Origin of the sequence: Paenibacillus sp. GYB004, assembly GCF_036577605.1 — a bacterium.
GTDB classification, from domain to species: Bacteria; Bacillota; Bacilli; order Paenibacillales; family NBRC-103111; genus Paenibacillus_AB; species Paenibacillus_AB oceani.
Genome location: NZ_JARBDB010000011.1, coordinates 149,157 through 168,199, shown reverse-complemented (window position 1 = coordinate 168,199; position 19,043 = coordinate 149,157). Strand labels below are relative to the sequence as shown.

The 19,043-nt window shown below is 50.9% G+C and carries 17 protein-coding genes; 2 read left to right on the top strand and 15 right to left on the bottom strand.

What is annotated here, in order from left to right:
* The first annotated feature begins 15 nt into the window (after positions 1-15).
* Both PV433_RS06750 and PV433_RS06745 read left to right on the top strand, forming a co-directional pair.
* Positions 16-300: a hypothetical protein gene (locus tag PV433_RS06750; protein ID WP_332071418.1), complete on the top strand. Its 285-nt coding sequence runs from the start codon at positions 16-18 to the stop codon at positions 298-300.
* The gene (locus tag PV433_RS06745) at positions 293-1,402 is read left to right on the top strand and encodes a GerAB/ArcD/ProY family transporter (RefSeq protein WP_332071417.1); all 1,110 of its coding nucleotides are present in this window, start codon (positions 293-295) and stop codon (positions 1,400-1,402) included. The genes PV433_RS06750 and PV433_RS06745 overlap by 8 nt, the downstream gene beginning before the upstream one ends.
* Positions 1,403-1,406: 4 nt before the next feature.
* On the opposite strand, the gene PV433_RS06740 is transcribed toward PV433_RS06745, so the two are convergent.
* The 15 genes from PV433_RS06740 to PV433_RS06670 form a co-directional block, all read right to left on the bottom strand.
* On the bottom strand, positions 1,407-2,369 hold the full coding sequence (locus PV433_RS06740) for a serine hydrolase domain-containing protein (RefSeq protein ID WP_332071641.1): 963 nt from the start codon (positions 2,367-2,369) through the stop codon (positions 1,407-1,409).
* A 74-nt stretch (positions 2,370-2,443) separates the two neighbouring features.
* Complete coding sequence (locus PV433_RS06735) at positions 2,444-3,310, bottom strand: MerR family transcriptional regulator (RefSeq protein WP_332071640.1); 867 nt, start codon at positions 3,308-3,310, stop codon at positions 2,444-2,446.
* 179 nt (positions 3,311-3,489) lie between these two features.
* Complete coding sequence (locus tag PV433_RS06730) at positions 3,490-4,764, bottom strand: lactate racemase domain-containing protein (RefSeq protein WP_332071416.1); 1,275 nt, start codon at positions 4,762-4,764, stop codon at positions 3,490-3,492.
* Positions 4,761-6,095 (bottom strand): AGE family epimerase/isomerase, encoded by a 1,335-nt coding sequence (locus tag PV433_RS06725; RefSeq protein ID WP_332071415.1) that lies wholly within the window; start codon positions 6,093-6,095, stop codon positions 4,761-4,763. Before PV433_RS06725 ends, PV433_RS06730 begins: the two co-directional genes overlap by 4 nt.
* Positions 6,096-6,106: 11 nt before the next feature.
* Positions 6,107-6,976, bottom strand: a complete 870-nt coding sequence (locus PV433_RS06720) for an NAD(P)-dependent oxidoreductase (RefSeq protein WP_332071414.1) — start codon at positions 6,974-6,976, stop codon at positions 6,107-6,109.
* A gap of 62 nt (positions 6,977-7,038) precedes the next feature.
* Entirely contained in the window at positions 7,039-8,379 is a 1,341-nt protein-coding gene (locus PV433_RS06715) for an ABC transporter substrate-binding protein (protein ID WP_332071413.1), read from the bottom strand.
* A gap of 159 nt (positions 8,380-8,538) precedes the next feature.
* A complete protein-coding gene (locus PV433_RS06710; RefSeq protein WP_332071412.1) occupies positions 8,539-9,234 on the bottom strand; it encodes a carbohydrate ABC transporter permease in 696 nt (231 codons plus the stop codon).
* 149 nt (positions 9,235-9,383) lie between these two features.
* Positions 9,384-10,265, bottom strand: coding sequence for a carbohydrate ABC transporter permease (locus tag PV433_RS06705; RefSeq protein WP_332071411.1), 882 nt, complete (start codon positions 10,263-10,265; stop codon positions 9,384-9,386).
* A 38-nt stretch (positions 10,266-10,303) separates the two neighbouring features.
* A complete protein-coding gene (locus PV433_RS06700; protein WP_332071410.1) occupies positions 10,304-11,008 on the bottom strand; it encodes a GntR family transcriptional regulator in 705 nt (234 codons plus the stop codon).
* Between the two features lie 714 nt (positions 11,009-11,722).
* Positions 11,723-12,457: an alpha/beta fold hydrolase gene (locus PV433_RS06695; protein ID WP_332071409.1), complete on the bottom strand. Its 735-nt coding sequence runs from the start codon at positions 12,455-12,457 to the stop codon at positions 11,723-11,725.
* Positions 12,458-12,533: 76 nt separating this feature from the next.
* Positions 12,534-12,881, bottom strand: a complete 348-nt coding sequence (locus PV433_RS06690; protein ID WP_332071408.1) for a bleomycin resistance protein — start codon at positions 12,879-12,881, stop codon at positions 12,534-12,536.
* Positions 12,882-13,027: 146 nt separating this feature from the next.
* A complete protein-coding gene (locus PV433_RS06685; RefSeq protein ID WP_332071407.1) occupies positions 13,028-13,723 on the bottom strand; it encodes an HAD family hydrolase in 696 nt (231 codons plus the stop codon).
* A gap of 71 nt (positions 13,724-13,794) precedes the next feature.
* Positions 13,795-14,148: a VOC family protein gene (locus PV433_RS06680; protein ID WP_332071406.1), complete on the bottom strand. Its 354-nt coding sequence runs from the start codon at positions 14,146-14,148 to the stop codon at positions 13,795-13,797.
* 796 nt (positions 14,149-14,944) lie between these two features.
* The gene (locus PV433_RS06675) at positions 14,945-17,554 is read right to left on the bottom strand and encodes a sialidase family protein (protein WP_332071405.1); all 2,610 of its coding nucleotides are present in this window, start codon (positions 17,552-17,554) and stop codon (positions 14,945-14,947) included.
* 139 nt (positions 17,555-17,693) lie between these two features.
* On the bottom strand, positions 17,694-19,019 hold the full coding sequence (locus PV433_RS06670; RefSeq protein WP_332071404.1) for an ABC transporter substrate-binding protein: 1,326 nt from the start codon (positions 19,017-19,019) through the stop codon (positions 17,694-17,696).
* Between the last annotated feature and the right edge of the window lie 24 nt (positions 19,020-19,043).

The window sequence follows — 19,043 nt, the reverse complement described above, 5'->3', positions numbered from 1 at the left end:
ACGGAGGGATCAGGCATGGGAGAAAAAGTGATCGTGTTCACGCTGGCAGTGGCGGCCGCTCTAATCGCCGGTGTGAGAGATTGGAAGCCGGCCTCCAGGAAAACCCGGGTCGTCTATGTCCTGGTTTTCCTTTTTGCCGCTTATACGGGATACGGCTACGTGACGGACAAGCCCTTGCCTAATCTGCATAGCGCCGTCTCTCTGTTGTTCGATCAGACGGCCAATCGCCTCGACACGTATTTAAAGCCGCAAAACAAGCCGGAAGCACCCGTGCCCGAAGGGGAGAACGGGGATGAATAATCACGAATCCGTCAGCTCCTGGCAAATGGCCGCCCTGCTGTTCGTCTATACAACCGGCTCCACCATCTTGTACATTCCGAATCCGCTGCTGGCGGCGGCGGGTGGCGGCGCATGGCTGTCCTGGTTTTTATCCGGACTCTTCGGACTCCTTCTGCTGTCGTGCATGCTGTTTCTGGTCCGGCAATTTCCCGGACAATCGCTGGTGGATTACAGTACGCAGATGATAGGTTACGGGTTGACGGTCGTCCTCCTGCTCCCTTATTTGGTATTTGCGCTGCTGCTGTCCTCTTATATTTATTTCTCGGTCGGCTTCTTTTTTACGACTACCATGATGAAAGAAACGCCGATGTATGTGTTCAACGGATTCATCGCCCTCGTATCCGCCATGACCGTAAGGGCGGGGATCGAAGTGATGGCGCGAATGTTTACGCTGCTGCTGCTGGTGTTGGCATGCTCGATTATACTGGTGCTGCTGCTGGGAATTCCGAACTACCATCCAGAGTACCTGCTCCCGGTCATGCCGGACGGATTTAAACCTCAACTGCACGGCGTATATTTGGTATCCGGTTTTCTTTATGGGGATTTCGTCGTATTTGCCATGTTGTTCTCGTATATTCGCGTCCAGAACAACCGCATCCGGCTTAAACCAATTTTTATCGCCTATCTGTGCAATTGGTCCGTTCTGCTGCTGGTTACGCTGTGCACGCTGATGGCGCTCGGGCCGATGACGAACGAATTCCGGTATCCGATCTATATTGTCGCCCGATTGATCAGTATCCAGGAAATCGTGGAACGGGGCGAGTCCGTCATCGGCATCTCGCTGCTTGCCGGCTCCTATATGAAATCGGCGCTTGCTTTGTACGCGCTCAACCTAACGGTCGTGAAGCTGATCAAAGCGCGGGATCAGCTGCTGCCGGTCGCCCCTCTAGCCCTGCTCGGGTTTTTATTGTCGCTTGTGACCGTCAAGCAGGAAGCGGCCTTTAATGAAGTGCTGCTGTCCTGGCCGTTCGTCACCTTCTCGGCAAGCTTGCCGGTATATGTGTTGTGCATATTAACGATCGTGAAGAAGCTGCTCCCGGGCCAGCGGCAGACAAGGCGTTAATCCGTCAGTCCCGGAGCGCCGGCAGAATCTGTTCCTTGATCAATGTCCACCGGTCGCGCGGATTCATGACGAATGCCGAGGCCATCGCTACGACCAGATCTTGATCCGGCATGCAACAAATCATATTCCCGCCGTCGCCCACCGCGGAATATGCGAACATGCCGTCTTCCTCCCGCAGCCACCATAAGTAACCGTAATGATTGGGGTTCATCGCTATCGATTCGTTTATCCAGCTCGCGGGAATAACCGGCTCATTGTCCCACATGCCGCCATTCAGATACAGAAATCCAAACCTCGCCATATCGCGAGGCGTCAGCGTAAGCCCCCATCCTCCTGCCGAGTTGCCGTTCGGGTCTTTTACCCACCCTCTCACCTCGCTGCCGAATAATTGTTCGAAACCGAACGCGCTCATCTCGTAATCCGGGATCGCCTTCATACCGATCCGCTTAAATAACCGTTCGTTGGCAAACTCCCGGGCCGTCGTTCCCGTACAGCGGGTGAGGATGGCGGATAGCAGGTGCGCCCCTGCCGTAGAATATTTAAAGTCGCCGACCCTTCCTTTTTGACCGAGCATGTCCAGGGCATACGTCGTCCAGTCGGGCTGCATACACATCCGATCCAGCGGTTCGCGCCAATCCTCGAACGGATAAGGGGCCGTCATCGTAAGAAGATGGCGCAAAGTGATTTCCCCCTTCTGACTATTGCCTTCACCAGATCCGTATTCGGGGAAAAAATCAAGCAACTTCTGGTCTATGCTCCGAATATATCCCGCATCTACGGCAATGCCTACGAGGGCCGATAGGATGCTTTTCGTTACCGAGGCCACATGGTGAGCATCGTCCGGACCGTAGCCGTTCATGTAATTTTCATAGACGACGAATCCGTTTTTCACCACTAGGATACCGCTGATATTGCTGTACTCGGACATGAGGACTCGTTCAAGATCCGCAAGCCGCCCCGCATCCATATATAAGTCCGCCGGGTCGCCGGGCCGCCACTCCGTAGTCGGCCAGTAGCTTCTCTTGCTCGTTCTGTTTGTTCTCACAGTCGATCCCCCGCCCATTCACGATTTGTGTTCAATCGATGCTTTTTCGCAACAGGAAAAAATACCTCAGTCAACAGTTCCCCAGGAGCTGCAGCCCGATCAGGAGCGGTTAGGTAAATCTCATAAGGGGAGTTCACCAATACATATCCTTCCTGATCCATCCATCCCCTCAGCTTCGCGTACACCGACGTTAATTCCGAATAGGAGCCGTTCAGGACGGCCTTCGCACATGGGCCGCCGTTCAACTCTCTCGTTCCTTCCCCGATCTCCCGGATCGGAATCGCAAACTCCGTATCGTTGCCGGTTGGATCGTACTCGGGGCTGTGGTAGATCGTAATCGGCTTACCCAGCAAGGTGAGCTTCTCCTCGGCGATCTTTTCATACAGCCTGCTGAAATACGGATCATACCCTGCCGCATAGTCGTCACTAGTCATCATCCGGCGCATGTAAAGCACATTCAACGTCCGGGTCTCGACGAGCTGCACTTCGATCCGGTCCAGATAGGACATGATCGGGATACCCGCCTCCAAATTAAAGATGTCGGTGTTCAATTGGTTTAACGAACATTCAATTGCCTTTCGTTTCTCTTGTAATTCTCTTCTCTTTCGGTTCAGGATGGAGTGAAGATTCTCCTCGGCCAGATCGTCTTCCAGGTCCAACATCGTTTTGATTTCTTCCAAAGAAAACTGATACGATTTCAACCGGCTAATAAAGAGCATCTGATATAACTGCCCGATGGAATAATACCTATAGCCGTTCTCCGCTTGAATTTCATCCGGTTTAATTAACCCGATCTCATCATAATACCGGAGCGTTTTTGCAGATACTCCGCAAATCTTCGAGAACTCTCCGATCGACAGCACACGGTCACTCCCATTCTTCATCAATTGCCCCCTGCGTCGTTCGTTCTACCGGGTTCATCTTCACCTTACACCTTCCCCTAAGGGCAAAGTCAACTGTGGGAGAAAGCAACAAAAGAGCAGGACGACAAATTCTCAGTCGCCCCGCTCTTCCTTCATCCAATTAGTACCTCCCGAAAAGTCTACGCTTTCGGTACGTATCCTCCGTTATCGAACATCCATTCCCCGGGTTCCGTCAGCACCTCGATATCAGGATGGCGCCGGGCTTCCTCCAGCATCGAAGCAGATATCAGGATCTCCCCTAAGTGCAGCGTATCGCGAATCCGCACCAGACGACAAGTGTTATAATCGAAAATATTGCACGTCTTGACCGCAGCCTTGATCGCATAAAAGTCGTTTTCCATCGTCGCCGAAATATTGCAGGGTAAACAAACGGTTGAGGTCAGGCCGTTGGCGTAGGTCGCCTCCGCGTTCATCTTCTCCACCAGACGGCGGGTCGTAAAGTCGGATAACCCGATTCCGGCGGCATTCCCCTTCGATTCGGGCGTCAGGTCAAGCGCCACGATCTTGGTGACATCCGGCCCTCCGTAAGCGTACGGGGTCGGGAAGCGGCCGGTCACGTTCGGGTCCATCCCGTCGCCGCTAATGTTTTTCCCGATCCAGTCGATCACCAGTACGTCGATTTGTTCGAACAGCAGCTTCGGGATGCGTTCCTTGGCTTCCACCAGCAGTTCTAATTCCCGCTCCTCCACTCGTTCGATCGGAAGCGCTTCGATCCGGCATGTCTGGTCGTATGCATTCTCCACGATCGCGATGCCGAAAACAATCGGCAGTTTGCGGATCATAACGCGTGCCGCAGCGGGCATATTCGCGGCCATATGTTTAAAGCCAAGCTGATGGATCGCCTCGGCTCCCTTTTGCTTGCCGAGACCGATGGCGATCATTTTCATTACGCCGCTTTCATAAGGTCCGCGAAAAGCCGTATGAGGCTTGATTCGGTTGATGACAACGATCGCATCGGCCTCCAAGGCGTACCGGTCTACATATACGGGTAAACCGTTATCCAGCGTATCGATAACGGCGACGTCCATCGAGGCCCGGATCGGTGACCCCATAGCCGCTTCCGTAATACCGAGCTGCTTCAGTATTTCGACCTGACCTTCGGCCGTCGCTCCGCCATGACTGCCCATGCAGGGAACGATAAACGGCGCAGCGCCCGTTTCTTTGATCCGGTCGATCGTCGTTCTGACGATGACAGCCAAATTTTGAATCCCCCGGCTGCCGACCGCCACCGCGACCTGCTGCCCCGGCTTCAGCCGATCGACCGTCCCGGGCTTCTCCAGCTCGCAGCGGATATGGCCGGGAATGTCGTCAATCCGGGTACTGTCGAACTTTTGCCGAATCCGGGCCATCGGCGGCAGCGGAATCGGGTCCAGCAGCTTGCGGATGATGCTCATCGCGGTAACCCCCTCGTTCCGGGGCTGTTCTTCATCCGATCCAGAAGCTCGATGATCAATACGACGTTGCGGATAATATGGTACGGATCTTTTACCGGCAGAGCGACCACTTTATCGATCGGTTCGCCGCTCCGCCGCCGGATCTGAATCCATTCTCCGATCCGCTCGTCCGGATGCGGAAACGTACGGAACGTGTAGTCGTGAATGCTGCGGTAATCAGCAAGCATCCGCTCGTCACCCGTCAAACTGTAGCCAAGCATAGTCGTATACAGCGCCTCCGAGTGAACCCACCACAGCTTGTTGTCCCAGTTTTGCTCGATCTGCCCGACCATGGCTTCATGTTCCAGGCCGTTCCGCGATCCCCGAGGCTGCCCACCGTCCCGGTCAACAAATAGCAGTAAACCTCCGTATTCGTCGTCCCAGCCGAGTTCCACCATCTTTTTCACCGTCCGGACCGCCCGGCCGACGTAGTCCTCCATCCCCAGCTTGACGGCTGCATGGATGACGAACCACATGTCTTCGATCGAGTGACCGGGGTTGCAATAACGGCCCAACAGCGTGTCGGCACGGGAATAGTCGGTACGTATCATTTCGTTCAGCACCCCGTCCGCATCGACAAAATGGTCCATAATCTCCAGCAAAAACGCCTTCATGCTGCCTCTCAACCATTCCGCCCGGTTGCTTCCGTCGTCGCCGGTTTCCCATTCTGCTGCTCCAAGCGCCTCTTCCGCCTCCAGCAGCTCCTGGGTCACATTAAGCAAGATCATTGGAATGTTGTGCGAACGGTACCCGCTCGGGGTCGGATAAGGCACCATTTCGTATGAACCGTTTTCGATGCGCCGGACGATCGATCGGTACAATGTTCGCGAAAAGTCCAGGCTAACGAAGTCACCCGATACTGCGGCGTATTTAGCCAGTCCGGCCACGACGAAACAATCCGCGAATATGCTTGAATCGTACCGCTCGTTAGGCGGATTCAGCTTCGGCTCGCCGGCGCGGTTCAGCACAAAGGCACAATTTCCGTTCTCCAGAACGGAATGGTCCATAAGAAACTTCGCTCCCCGCTCAGCCAGCCGCAGGAAACGGTCCCGTTCATCGGTATCGAACGTATCCGTGCTTAGGGAAGCCAGCTTGGCATACATCCAGACGAATCTGCCTTGCGACCACGTATATTTGTCCGTAGAGACGAGACATTCTCCCGTGTTGTCGTAACAGTTAAAGAAACCGCCGTATTCCTCATCCGCGGAGCGAAGCCAGAACGGCAGCAGAACCCGCTTCAGATGATCCTCATAAAACGTGCGGAGCGTTCCTTCCTCCCATGTTTCGTTCATATCCGATCTCCTTATTCCGCCCCCATCATGTCCCGGACAACTCGGGCCATTTCCGAGCAATCGTTGGCGCCGTAGCCTTGTTGATGTCCGATTCGCAGCAGGTTCAGGCCGCCGTCCAGAACGAAGGACGGGAACTGGTGTTCATCGAACAATTTCTTTACATAACTTAAATCTTTCAAGGCCAAATCGAGGGCAAATGACGGGTCATACGTTTTGTTGACGATTTTGGCCGCGTTGCTCTGATACATCGGGCAATTGACTCCGCTGTTGCCGATAATTTCGAACAGCTTGGCGGTATCGAATCCGAGTTTTTCCGCCAGCGGGAATATCTCCGAGTAAAGCGCGATATACATGATCGACAAATAGTTGTTGGCCAGCTTGGCGATATTGCCTGCCCCCGGCCCGCCGACATAATGAACGCCGCGGGAAGCAAAAGTGTCGATAACCGGCTTGCACTCCGCGAATGTGTCCTCGTCGCCTCCGAAGGTAACGATTAAACTGCCCTGCTCGGCATGCATCGGCGTACCGGTGAGCGATGCGTCGGCGAACCGGCCGCCAGCCGCTTTCACTTGCGCGTGCAGCTTGCTGGAAGACAGCGGATAGCTGGTGCTCAAATCTACGATCGTTTTGCCCTCTACTCCATGGGCGATATATTGCTCTACGATTGCTTCCACCTGGGGCGATCCCGGCAACGATAGGAATACGAGGCTGCTTGCATCCAGCACTTCCTCGACGGTCGAAGCGACGGCCGCCTTGTCCGCGAACGCACTGCTGTTGCTCTCATTAATATCGAATACCGTCAGGGTATAGCCCCCTTCGATTAATTGCCGGCAAATCCCGCTGCCCATTCTCCCCAAACCGATGAACCCGATCGTTTTCATATCCGTTCCTTCCTTCTCCGAATGATAAGGGGGCGGTCGTTTTTCGCCGCCCCCGTTTGTCGTCACTGAGACGCTTTTTCTTTATCGATTAACGCCTGGAAATCTTTTTGCGCTTTCTCGGCCGCGGCGGTGAAATCTTTGCCCTCGATTGCGGCGCTCATCGGCGCGCTGATGATGTCTCTCGCTTCGGCTACCCCAATCACTTGAGGCCGGTCTACCCCAACACCGATCTTCGAGCTTTCGTTAATAACTTTGACCAGATCGGCCGGGTAACTCTTCGTCGATTCCGGATTGCTCCAGACGGACTGTCTGGCCCCCGGATTGCCGGCGGACTGGGTTTTCAGCACGGTTTCCTTGCTGGTCGCCCATTTGACGAACTCGGCTGCCGCTTCTTTATTTTTGGAGAATTTGCTTACCGCAAGCGCACCGGAGCTGACGTTATACGGACGCGCTCCCGCAGGACCTGCCGGGAACATCGCATAACCCACCTTATCGCTGACGGTCGATTTCGTCGGATCTGCCACGTTCAGATAGATCGCGTCAGCGTCGGTGAACAACGCGACCTTACCTTGAGCGAAAGCGGCGGCAGCTTCCGTCCAATGCATATTGATAGCTCCGGGAGGACCGTACTTGCTCAGCATGTCGCCGTAATATTTGAAGGCGGCCATCGCTTCCGGCGTGTTCAGAGTCGCCTTGTCCCCATCATGGAACTTGCCTCCAAAGCTGTACAGGAAGCCGGAGAATTGAGTTACCGCGACGACCTTTTTGCCGCGCGCCGCGAAGCCGTACATCCCGTTTTTCGGATCATGCAGTTTCTCCGCAGCTTTCATCAGCTCGTCCATCGTTTTCGGGACGGCGATGTTGTTTTTCTCCAGCAAATCTTTGCGGTAGTAAAGCACCTCGCGCTCGGTCGTAATCGGGATCGCGATCAGCTTGCCGTCATAGGTCGACGAATCGAGCGAAGATTGGATAAAGTCTTTCACGTCATAGCCGGCATCGTTGGTTACGAACGGATCGAGAGGCTCTACCCAGCCGTTTTTGGAGAACAGCTTGGTCTCGTCAAGCGGCCGGATAAACATTACGTCCAGCGAGGAGGTTTTGGCCGCCAGCTCGACTGCCAGCTTGTTGCTGGTCTGCTCTTGGCTGAACGAATCGATTTTTACTTTGATCCCGGTTTTTTGCTCGAATTCCGGCAGCATCGTCTTGATTGTATCCAGCCACGGATGGACAGCCATGACGAATCGGATTTCCTTCCCGGCATACGGCTTGTCCTTATCGGCTCCGCTCCCGGTGTTGGTCTCGCCCGTCTGTCCGCTTCCTCCCGAGCCGCATGCCGACAAAGCGCCCGCCAGCATAACCGATGCCAGCATAACCGACGAAGTTTTTTTCCACGTATATTTCATAGTAGCCCTACCCCCAGCTTCGTATTGTTTTGCCTGTTTCCCCCATTGCCTTGAACCGTGAGTTTACGTTTGACTCTACCTTTACATTGTTCCGCTTGCGCACGCTCTATGCCGGTTCTCACCTCCCTTTTGGAATCCAGCTACTATAGCGCTTACATCTCAGCCTTTAACCGCTCCGGCTGTCAAGCCTTGGATGATGAAACGTTGGCTGAGCAGCGAAATCACCAGGATCGGTACCGTGATCAGCACGGCGGCCGCCATCAGCGCACCCCAATCGATCGATGCGTAGGAGATGAAGTTGAATATCGCGAGCGGCAGCGTCTGCGTCTCGCCCCCTGCCAAGGCCATTGAGAAGACGAGATTGTTCCAGGAGAAAATAAACGACAAGAGCGATGCGGTAATGATGCCCGGAACGGAAAGCGGCAATATGATCCGCAAGAACAGGCCGAGAATCGAAGAACCGTCGACAATCGCCGCTTCCTCCAGCTCTTTGGGCAAGGAGTCGAAATACGGGATCATGATCCAGATAATAAACGGCAAGTTAATCAACAAATGGCTGAGCGATAGCGCAAAATGGGTATCGACAAGCCCAAGCTTGGAAAAAATAACGTACCATGGGATTAGAAACGTAATGCCGGGAATAAACCGCACCATCAGGATGACCAGCCCCAGCATCGTCTGCTTGTACCGGGAGATGGAATAGGCGGCCGGTAACCCCAACACGATTGCCAGCAAAGTCGAGGATACCCCAATGATCAGACTGTTCAGAATGGGCTTCACGAATTCGTAGTCGTTAAAGACGGTTTTGTAATTGCCCGTAATCGGCTCAAATACGAACAGCTTATCCATAGACATGATTTGTACCTGTGTTTTGAAAGAAGCTAAAACCATCCAGATGAACGGAAAACATACGATTAATAAAATCGCCGCTAATCCTGCGTAAAACAGAATGGAGGCCGGCCGTATCGACGACGCGCGCTTTCCGCTCGTTTGAACCGTCTGGATCATAAAGCGTCACCCGCCTTTTTCCTTACATACACGAAGATCAGACTGATCAAAGCGACCAACAGTAAAAACAGCATGATGAGCGCCGAACCAAGTCCGACTTTGAAGAACCCGAATCCCAGCACATAACCGTACGTATTTAAAGTCTCGGATGAATTGCCGGGTCCGCCCTGCGTCGTTGCATAGATCAGGTCAAACGTTTTCAGGGCGTCGATCATTCTCAGCAGCATCGCAACCACGATCGTCGGAATGAGCATCGGAATTGTAATTTGCCAAAAGATCTGCCATCGTGTCGCCCCGTCAACGACCGCCGACTCATAGGGTTCATGCGGAAGCGTTGTCATTCCTGCGAGCACGATAAGCGTAATCATCGGCGTCCACTCCCATACATCGACGAGCATCAAGGAAGGCATAACCGTTTCGGAGGAGGTCAGCCATGCCTGCGGCGCGATGCCGAACATTCCTAGCAAGTAATTGGCGAAGCCGACCGTCGGTTCGAAAATCAGCATCCAGACCATCGCAATCGCTACGGGCGTCGACACCATCGGGAGTAAAAAGAGCGTTTTCACAACACTTTTAAAACGAAAACTGCGATTTAGCAGCACCGCGATCAGCACTCCGAGAATCGTCTCAGCGATCACGACACCAAAGGAAAAATAGATGGTGTGCCAAGCGGATTCCCAAAACCGCGAATCCGCAAGCAGCTCAGCATAATTTCGCAGCCCAATCCACTGCGGCGCCGACGTACCCGACATGCTCCATTCGTGCAGGCTGAGCCACGCCGTATAACCAAGCGGGAAAACAACCATCAATGCAACGAACAGCACCGCCGGCAGAGAGAACAGGTAACGGATATTACGATCAACCCAACTTGAAACCATAACATCACCCTTCTTGTCAATTGTGTCCCGGTAGCCGCTTACGATAAGGTGATGGATGAAGAGGCTTCCGTTTTCTTGAAATAATTCGGGTACTTCTCCAACAGCTCGGCTTTCTCAAAGCGGGACTTCACATGCTGCCGCAGCTCCTGCTCAGCCATGATCGGGTCGCGCAAACGAATGCTTTCCACTATCCGGGTATGCTGGGCGATAATCGTCTCCCAATCAAAGTAAACGGCAAGCAGCAGGTTGCGGAACCTTTTATAATGAGCGAGCATCTGTTGAATGACCGACCACGTTCTTTGCTTATGACATTTGTTAAATATCGTTTCATGAAACAGCTCGTCCAGTTCGTGCATCTTCTCGTAGTTATTATGTCCGCTGTAGATGCGCTGCTCGGCGAGAAGCGCTTCCATTTCCACGACATCGCGTTCGGTGAACGTTTCGCAAGCGATTTTCAACACGGCTACTTCCATGTTTTCCCGGACGAATCGGGCTTCTTCAACCTGATCGATATCAATCAACGAGATAAAGGAACCTTTCTGCGGATAAATGACGATCAAGTCCTCTTCCGCCAGTTTGATAAACGCTTCTCTCGTAGGTGTGCGGCTTACTTCCAGCTTGTCGCTTATCTCCTTCTCCGAGATCATCGTGCCCGGCTCCAGCTTCAGGCTCAAAATATTTTTCTTGACGATATCGTAAACGTAATCCCGGCTCGAGCCTTGCCTTTGTTGTGGTTGACTCATTGCATAACCCCCTCTGTCTTTCTGATATACTAGTATACTACCATACAAGTTAAAAATACGCAACGAAGGAATGATCGTTTGGATTTCTCACAAGTGAACAACATAAAAAAAATCCCCGGTTATCGAGGAGGTAACCAAGGATTTGGGCTAAGTGTAAGCAACCAAATAAATAAGATGTCCATGCCGCAGGGCAGCACAGTAGCAGGATGAAAATAAACGGGTGTCGAAGAAAGTCCATGCGGCTGGTGAAGGAAGGTCGTGACTCATTGAAAGTTTTCATCCTTCGGGATGTGAACCTGAAAATAAAAGTTTCTTGCACCTTCTATTCTCGGCGTATCGGGATGACAACTACGAATAGAATCGGTTTGCACCCCTTACTTCAACCATCTAACCGGGTATGTACCTTTTTCGCGGATTTTAGTAGTCCCAAACCGCTCTTATTTCACATTCGGAGTGGGATTTGGACAAATTAAGAGGTACGAACCGCTCTTATCCGTTGCATAGTGACGGTCAACCAGGGTCGTTCCTGCTTATCATGAACGGTCTGCAACACACTTGCGGGCACTATCACTAACTTCTATACGAAGCCTGTTCCATGATGAGTGGCTCTGCAATAGCGGCAGCTTTTCTTCGTCTGGAATGCCTTGCTTTCCACTTTAAGTAGAGGCGATAGGTCCGCATAGCAAAAGTGTTATTTTCACTTTGAAGTCTTTTCTAATAAATTGCTCCGCTTAAATGATTGTCAAACCATTCTTTACATTTTTGTAACATACCGATTGTTATTTGATGATTCACTCCAGCGTATTCCACTAATTCTAAATTCCCGGCATACTTGTTGGGCATAACACTCATAAAGTGTCGCTGGCTATCTATTGGAATTGTCGTATCATCCTTGCCATGAAGCATAAGGAGGGCCTTACTTTTCATATTTTTTAGGTGTGATACAGGATCGTGAGTTTCTACTAGCAGCCGTTTTCGGGGACACATCGGATCTATCCCTTTTTTTTCGCGATATAAATCCTCAAACGTGGTCCAGGCGCAAGAGCCATTAATCACGACAGCTGGTGCAATTCTGGAGAAGTTGGAAAAAGCGCCTGCAGCAATAAAGCCGCCGCACGAGTGTCCAACAATCCCTATTTGATCTTGTGTTGTTGATATTTCACTTGCGATTACTCCAACTTCTTGTATCCCTTGTAACACAACTTCCCAGAAGTAGTCTTCCAATACCGTATCGTCAAAATAATTAAGTTCTCCTCGTTCCCCATGATACGGCAATTCAGGAATTATGACTCGGTAACCCCAACTAGCAACCAAAGAGCCGAAAAAGTTATAATTCTCGATATTCGAGGCCCAGCCGTGGTACAACAGGATGGTGCTTTTGGACGGAGAGGTTGGCGTAAATTCTAGGCAAGGTATGTCTCCGACGTGAAACTTTATATGTGTGCTCATTATTCCTCCGGATACGTTCCCCTATTTAATCAGTCCCTTATTAACAACCCCGCCGCCAATCGCAATCTGATAGCCGTTAATGTCCCGGAATGTAAACTCGCTCCAATCTTTTGGTGTAATGCGGCTCTCTAACGATCGGTATGTTTTGTTCCATCACTTCTTTGGCTAACTCATCTACGGCATTGGTATAGGCAAAAACGTCAAAATACTGCTCCTCATAACGGGAACTGATCGGGCTCACTTCTTCCTCTTGCAAGGCTTCAACTAAAATTAGTGTGAGACTATCCCTCGATATATGATGATGTTTTACTTTGGAACCGTTCACTTCATATATAAAACCTAACTTGGAGTAAAATTCAACGGTTTGTTCCAAGTTCTTCACTACCATTACGAATGAAGAACCTTCAATCGCTATTGCGGACATTGGGATCGCTCCTGACCTGGTAAATTGTTACTATTAAACAAAGTATATATAGTTGATCCCCTGATTGTAAACTCAGTCTGTCGAACGAGATCTCGCTTTCATCATCCCGCTCAACCGATTCCATTTTGCAGTGAAAAGATCCGCAATCAGACCAGCCCAATTATTAGCTCTCTTAAATTCCTGATAGTACTGGTTTGGCCCCATTGATTCCTACCCCCGTCTCGGTCGATTAATACGGATTTCATGCCAGCACAGTTAGCGCCTACTATATCTTTGTTTTCGTTTCCTACATAAATCATATCATGCGGATCGATCCCCATTTTCTCTGATAGAAAATAAAACCCTTCCATACGGGGTTTACGATATCCGACATCTACGGACGTAACAATCACATCTATATAGGCTTGAATCAAACGAATATCCCGAAATACAAATTGCTTGTCCATACCGTAAGGAACATCTGTCAGTACCCCAATCTTTACATTTCGTTCTTTTAATGTTTTAAGCGTGCTTAACGTATCCGGATAGAGATGAGAATCCTTCTGAAAGTAACTAAAAAAAGTTTCAATTGCATGCGAAAGGTGAGTATCGTCTGAGATGCCCCACTCTTTGAGGATCTCGCGAAAAATTTCGGTATCTGTAACTTCAAAATCCCTAGGGTTTTCCCTTGTGTTATAACGAGATAAAATCTCCAATGCTTGATTTTGCAGTTCACTGCTGGCACTTACACCAAGTTCGGTTTGAACTCTCGAAATTGCATCCTTGTATAAAGTGCTCCAGTTTAAAGGAACATTTGGGTAACAAATAAGTGTTTCACCTAGGTCAAACCCGATTGCTTTCATATACATCTCCATTATGATTAGTTTTCACACCCCGCATTTCTACCAAAACCGCTTCAAAATCCCATATTCAATCACAACTTATGAGCCAAAATATTCACAAGCTTGCCAAAAGGATCACGCACATAAAACCGACGAACTCCCCAAGGCTCGTCCGCAGGGCCGTATTCGATCGGGAAGCCGGCGGCCTTCATCCGTTCGAACGCTTCATCGACATCGTCAACTTCAATCGACAGATCCGGCGTTTGCGTACCGGAACCTCCTTGCGAGGCGAAGCTGATCTGGACGCCCATCTCCTCGCTTGACCCGTACGTTGTGATCCACCCGTGATCCATCCAGACATCCAGACCAAGTACATCTTCGTAAAAGGATTTGGCGGCGTTGATATTCGGTGTATGGATATTGGCGACAATACGTTTGACTTTCATAAGAACCCCTCCCTCTCAAAAGATCAGTTACTTCTGGCACAGGGACTGACAGGACTGGCGCTAAGAAGGTGAAGCTCTGCCTGCCTGCTCCTTCTCCCCTTGTTTCCCGGCAATCCGCCGCTCTTCGGTCGACCCTTGGGAAAAAAACTCAGATCCTAACTCTTTCTTCGCCAATCGCGTTTCCCCTTTTTTTCCTGAGAGATTTTGTAATAGTCCTCGGTCAAAGAGGGACTGCTCTCCCAGATTCGCCTGGCTCGGCTCCGGCATCCGGTTTTCCATAGTCATTGACCGTGTTCGGTTCGTCAGCTCTCGCAACTTCTCTTTGGGAACCGTAAGTTCCTCGGATTCAGTTTCCTAAGGAACATGGAAGCGACGATTCGAATAGCCCCTCAAACGATCTCGCGATCCGTTCGGTTAGTTCTTTGTCCAAACCATCCAGCAGAATGTTCGCTTACAGCGGGCTTAGTGGTCCGCCTGTGGATTCAGCGCGGCTTCTCAGCCGCGGTTACGAAGTGACTTCGCGTATTCCACAGGCCTCCCCAGATAAGAACGTCATCTTTCTGCCCCCAGCCCCGTTCGGGACTTTCACCCTTGAGATGACGCCCATGCTGGGCGTACACAAAAAGAAAATGAGCTGCCGCGCAGGGGCCGCGCAGGAGCTCATTTTCTTTTGTATCCGTTAGATTAATCTCTTCTTCCTATATATAACAAGTGAAATGAAATCCCTAAAACTGAAGGATCTTTCGCAAATTTAGTAAGCATATTACTTTCGAAAGTTAGCGCTTGCTCTCATAGGTTATTCATCCAATGAACCGATGCGATGAATGTTTTTTTGCTGTTGATACAAATGCTCGACTTCCAATGATGTTAACGTTTTGCCAAATATCATCACATGATCCATCATGCCGGTGAAGTACGAAGTGCCGGCAGGACTTCTGCCGATGGCGTCCGGTTGTGTCGGCAGAAAACGCTCATAAACGCTTCGGCCGAAACTGACGGAACCGCTGACCGGCTGTTGTTCGACACCATCCACATATAACCTGATGTCCTCCCCACTAATGTCCAGGATCCCGACGATGTGGCGCCAAGTTCCCGAAGGCTGATAGGCAAAATCTTTGCTTGAATACGGATCCGCAGGTGTACTTCTTCCGGCAACCCGGATGGAATTACTTAATACAACAAGCTCATAGCCTGCAGTCGCTCCATTAATCCTGGTTCCGAACAGCGTTCTGCCGCCGGAATTGGGAAGTACCCTTTCGTTAATCCAGCCGGAAAAAGCAATCGACGGCGAGCCGTTTAAGGCCGCCCCTATTTTGTAATCCAAATCGACGTAGTCGACATTCCCGTCAAAACGCAAGCCTTGGCCTTGCTCCCCGCTAAGCCACGATGCCCCCATGATTTTTCCATTCAACTCGGAATCGGATGAGTCCGGTGCCTTCGTCCCGCTTCCTTCATTAAACTTCCAATATCCCTTCAGCCCGTCGTATGCCAGCTCATAAATTTCATTCGGCGACAAAGCTCTCCCGTATACTTTCACCTCATCGATCAGACCGTCGAAAAATCCGCCATTCGCCGAACTTTTGCCGATCGTATCCGGATGTTCTGAAGATCCGGGATGGTAAGCTTGGCTGCCGAAAGCGATCTTCCGATCTTTCACTGGAATTTGCGGCACGCCGTCGATATAAAGCTGAATGGAATTGTTCTTATAATCGATAATTCCCGCTACATGATGCCATTGCGCCGTAGAGGTAAAGGCATAGTCTTTATACTCGTAATTCTCGTCCGCTCCGCTTCTGCCGCCGACTCTGATGTGATTGCCTCGCAGTAGAACTTCGGCTCCAGCTTTCTTATTGGCTGCATTTGTTGTGAACATCCACTCGCCTTCACTTTCTGCAGGCAGCGAACGATTGTTGATCCAACCCGCAATCGTGACGGCGGAAGCATTGTTCAACGCCGATTTCAATGTATTCCCAAGATCCACGTACTGATCGATTCCATTGAAGCTTAGCGCACCTTCCATATAACCCGAGGTCCTCGTCGCTCCATATACGGTTCCGGTTACGCCGAATCTGGAGGAATCCGAAACGAGCGATCCGGATGCTTCATTAAAGGACCACGCGCCTCTGGGAGGATCCATATAACTCCGAAAATTTTTGAACCGGTGAAAGGTGATCCGATTGCTGTTATGATACGTATCCGCGCCGTCATAGGAAGTACGGACAGCATAGATGATATCATCTCCGTCGATCTGCCAATCGACATATTGGAAACCGACCTTGGCTATCGAGTTAAGATCAGATAGACCTGAATCGTCCGATATCAATTGCCGAACATGATTCCAGTGCACAAGGTCGGCCGAAGCATACAGCGAAAGCACATTTCTTTGATCCGCTTTGGAAGGAACTGTATTGTTATTTACAAGAGATAAATAGGTCCCGCTCGGTTCATCGTAGAGCAATGTGAATTTACTCATCCCGCCGGGAAAATCGATGAAGCCTGTGGCCGGATCGAAGCTGACGCTGCTGTTGTCCGCCGACAACTTCACGATCGCCGCTTTACCGCTTATCGGAGTCGAATTCACCCGCAAAACATTCCACAGTTCTCCGTTCGGCGCTTGTACGATATTCCCTTCCAGCCATCCGGGCTTCGTGCTGTTCCACGATGCGGGTGTCCAGTCCGGGTTGTACGACAGCTCATTGGTTTTCGTCCAATTCGCCGCGTCCAGCAAGTCTGCATTCGCAGGCGCGGAAACGACCATCGCTTTGAAGTGCTTCGGCCATTCGTATGGAGGGCCTGCGGCTTCAAAAGCTCGGTATATCCTACCGTTTGCGATAATGACGGAAGTAGGTGCGGTCTGGTACCCGTCTGTACCGTTCGTTCCGTTCGCTGTAAATAATAGCCCGCTTTTCGAATCGGACGGCGTCGTCCAGGTGCTGCCGCGATCTACGGATTTGCGGATGACGATCGATTTGAACGGCTTGCCGGAAACACCGAATAAATAAACGGCACCTTCGTGCATAAACAGTTTGCCGTAATACATTTGGTCGAGCAGAGCAGCCTTCACCCAAGATTGCCCATTGTCCTCCGAACGGAAAATGGAAGTCTTCTGACTTGGGTCGCTCGGACCAAAATAATCATGTGAAGCGAGTAATGTATTTTCGTCCACACGCACGATACTCGGCGAGCCAAGATAAACCCGAGTGGATGCATCGCTGAAATCAATCTGCGAAACAAGCGTTCGGGAAAACTCCGAATCGTAGATTTCCGCTGGAATGCCGGGATCGTTCGGCTTATCGGATGGCTTCTGAGACCAGAGCGTCTGATTATTGAATAAGGTAACAATCGTAACCGCTAGAAAAGTAAGAACGAGCAGGAGTTTTTTCATGCTTCGAAGTTGAAGTTTCATTGCTTTCAACCCTTTCCTTCCATATCGATCGGACCCATCCAGCTGGCCGTTCCGGATTTGATATTGCCGTACAGTTCGAGGTTCGCCCCGTTCCTTTATGAGCCCCCTGTAAACGCTTCTCGTTTCAGCGAGGATGCCGTTATTTTTTTCCTTCAGCTATGATTTTGTTTATTTCTTCATCCATCTGTCGCAGCGCCGTATTGATATCCTTCGTACCCTTCAGTACTTCCGTATTGTATTTATTCATCGCCGTTCTCGCTTTGCTATCGAATAGCGTCGAGACATGGGATTTGGCCGGGGTCGATTTGTAGATGGCCTGAATGTTTTTCCCTTTCAGATAGGCAACATTTTTACCAAATTCTTCTCTCACCTTCGCATCTTTCAGTACAGGCATTTTCGCGTTCTGTGACATGTCAAGCTGCGTTTCTTCGGAAAGAAGCACTTCCACCACCTTATAGGCGGCATCCTTGTTCTCGCTGATGGACGTGACGACGATGCCATGTCCGTCGAATTCATGACCGATCCCCGGTGCTTCCTTAAAGCTCGGGAATGCCGCCATGTCCCAATTCAGTTGGTCGCTTACTTTCGAAATATACGGCAAGAGATTGATTCCGGCAAACATGGCGACCTTGCCTTTCGTAAACTCTCCATAATTGCCGGGGCTGACGAAATTTTCTTTATAACCCGGTATTTCATAGAGCGTCTTGTACATCTCGTAAATTTCTTTCCATTTCTCGCCTGCAACCGCTGACTTTTGCGTCTTTGCGTCGATGATCGGCAAACCGAGTGTCGAAGCCACACGGAACACGTGATCCGGATCGAAGCCCCTGTATGCGTTGCCGTCGATCGTCCGCGTAAGCTTGCGTGCCAGCTCAATCGTCTCCTGCCACGTCATGCCGTCCTTTGGATAGGCCACACCGAATTTGTCGAACAAATCCTTGTTGTAGTAAAGCACGTTAAAGTGCCTCGTGAATGGGACGCCCGATAAATATTGGCCACCGCTGGCGATCTTGAACGAGTCTAGTGCAACCTGCTCAATTTTGCTTGTATCGATCTTATGCTTTTTGAGCATGGGCTCCATGTTGTCCGCCAGTTTCGCCGTGATCACATCGTCGAACAGCAAGTTCGCCTCGAACAGCAAATCGAATTTTTCGCCTTTTGCCAGCAGCAACTCATAACGATCAACGGAATATTTTTGCCGAACCAGCTCCAGGGTAATATTCGGATACTTCTTTTTCACCGGCTCGACAACGAATCGCTGAAACTCCTCATCCGTCACCAATCCCGTATCGACAATTTTTAGCGTGACTGGCTTGCTCCGGTCAAATTCGTCTGCCGGCTCGCCAGGCTTCGGACTCTCTTCGCCCGTACGGACAGCGCTTCCTCCCGAGCTTCCGCCGCCGCATCCGGACATGATCATAGCGAAGGCAAGCGTAGCAATGAACGACTTCCATTTGCGATTCATATGTAACCCTTCCCATTCCATTTG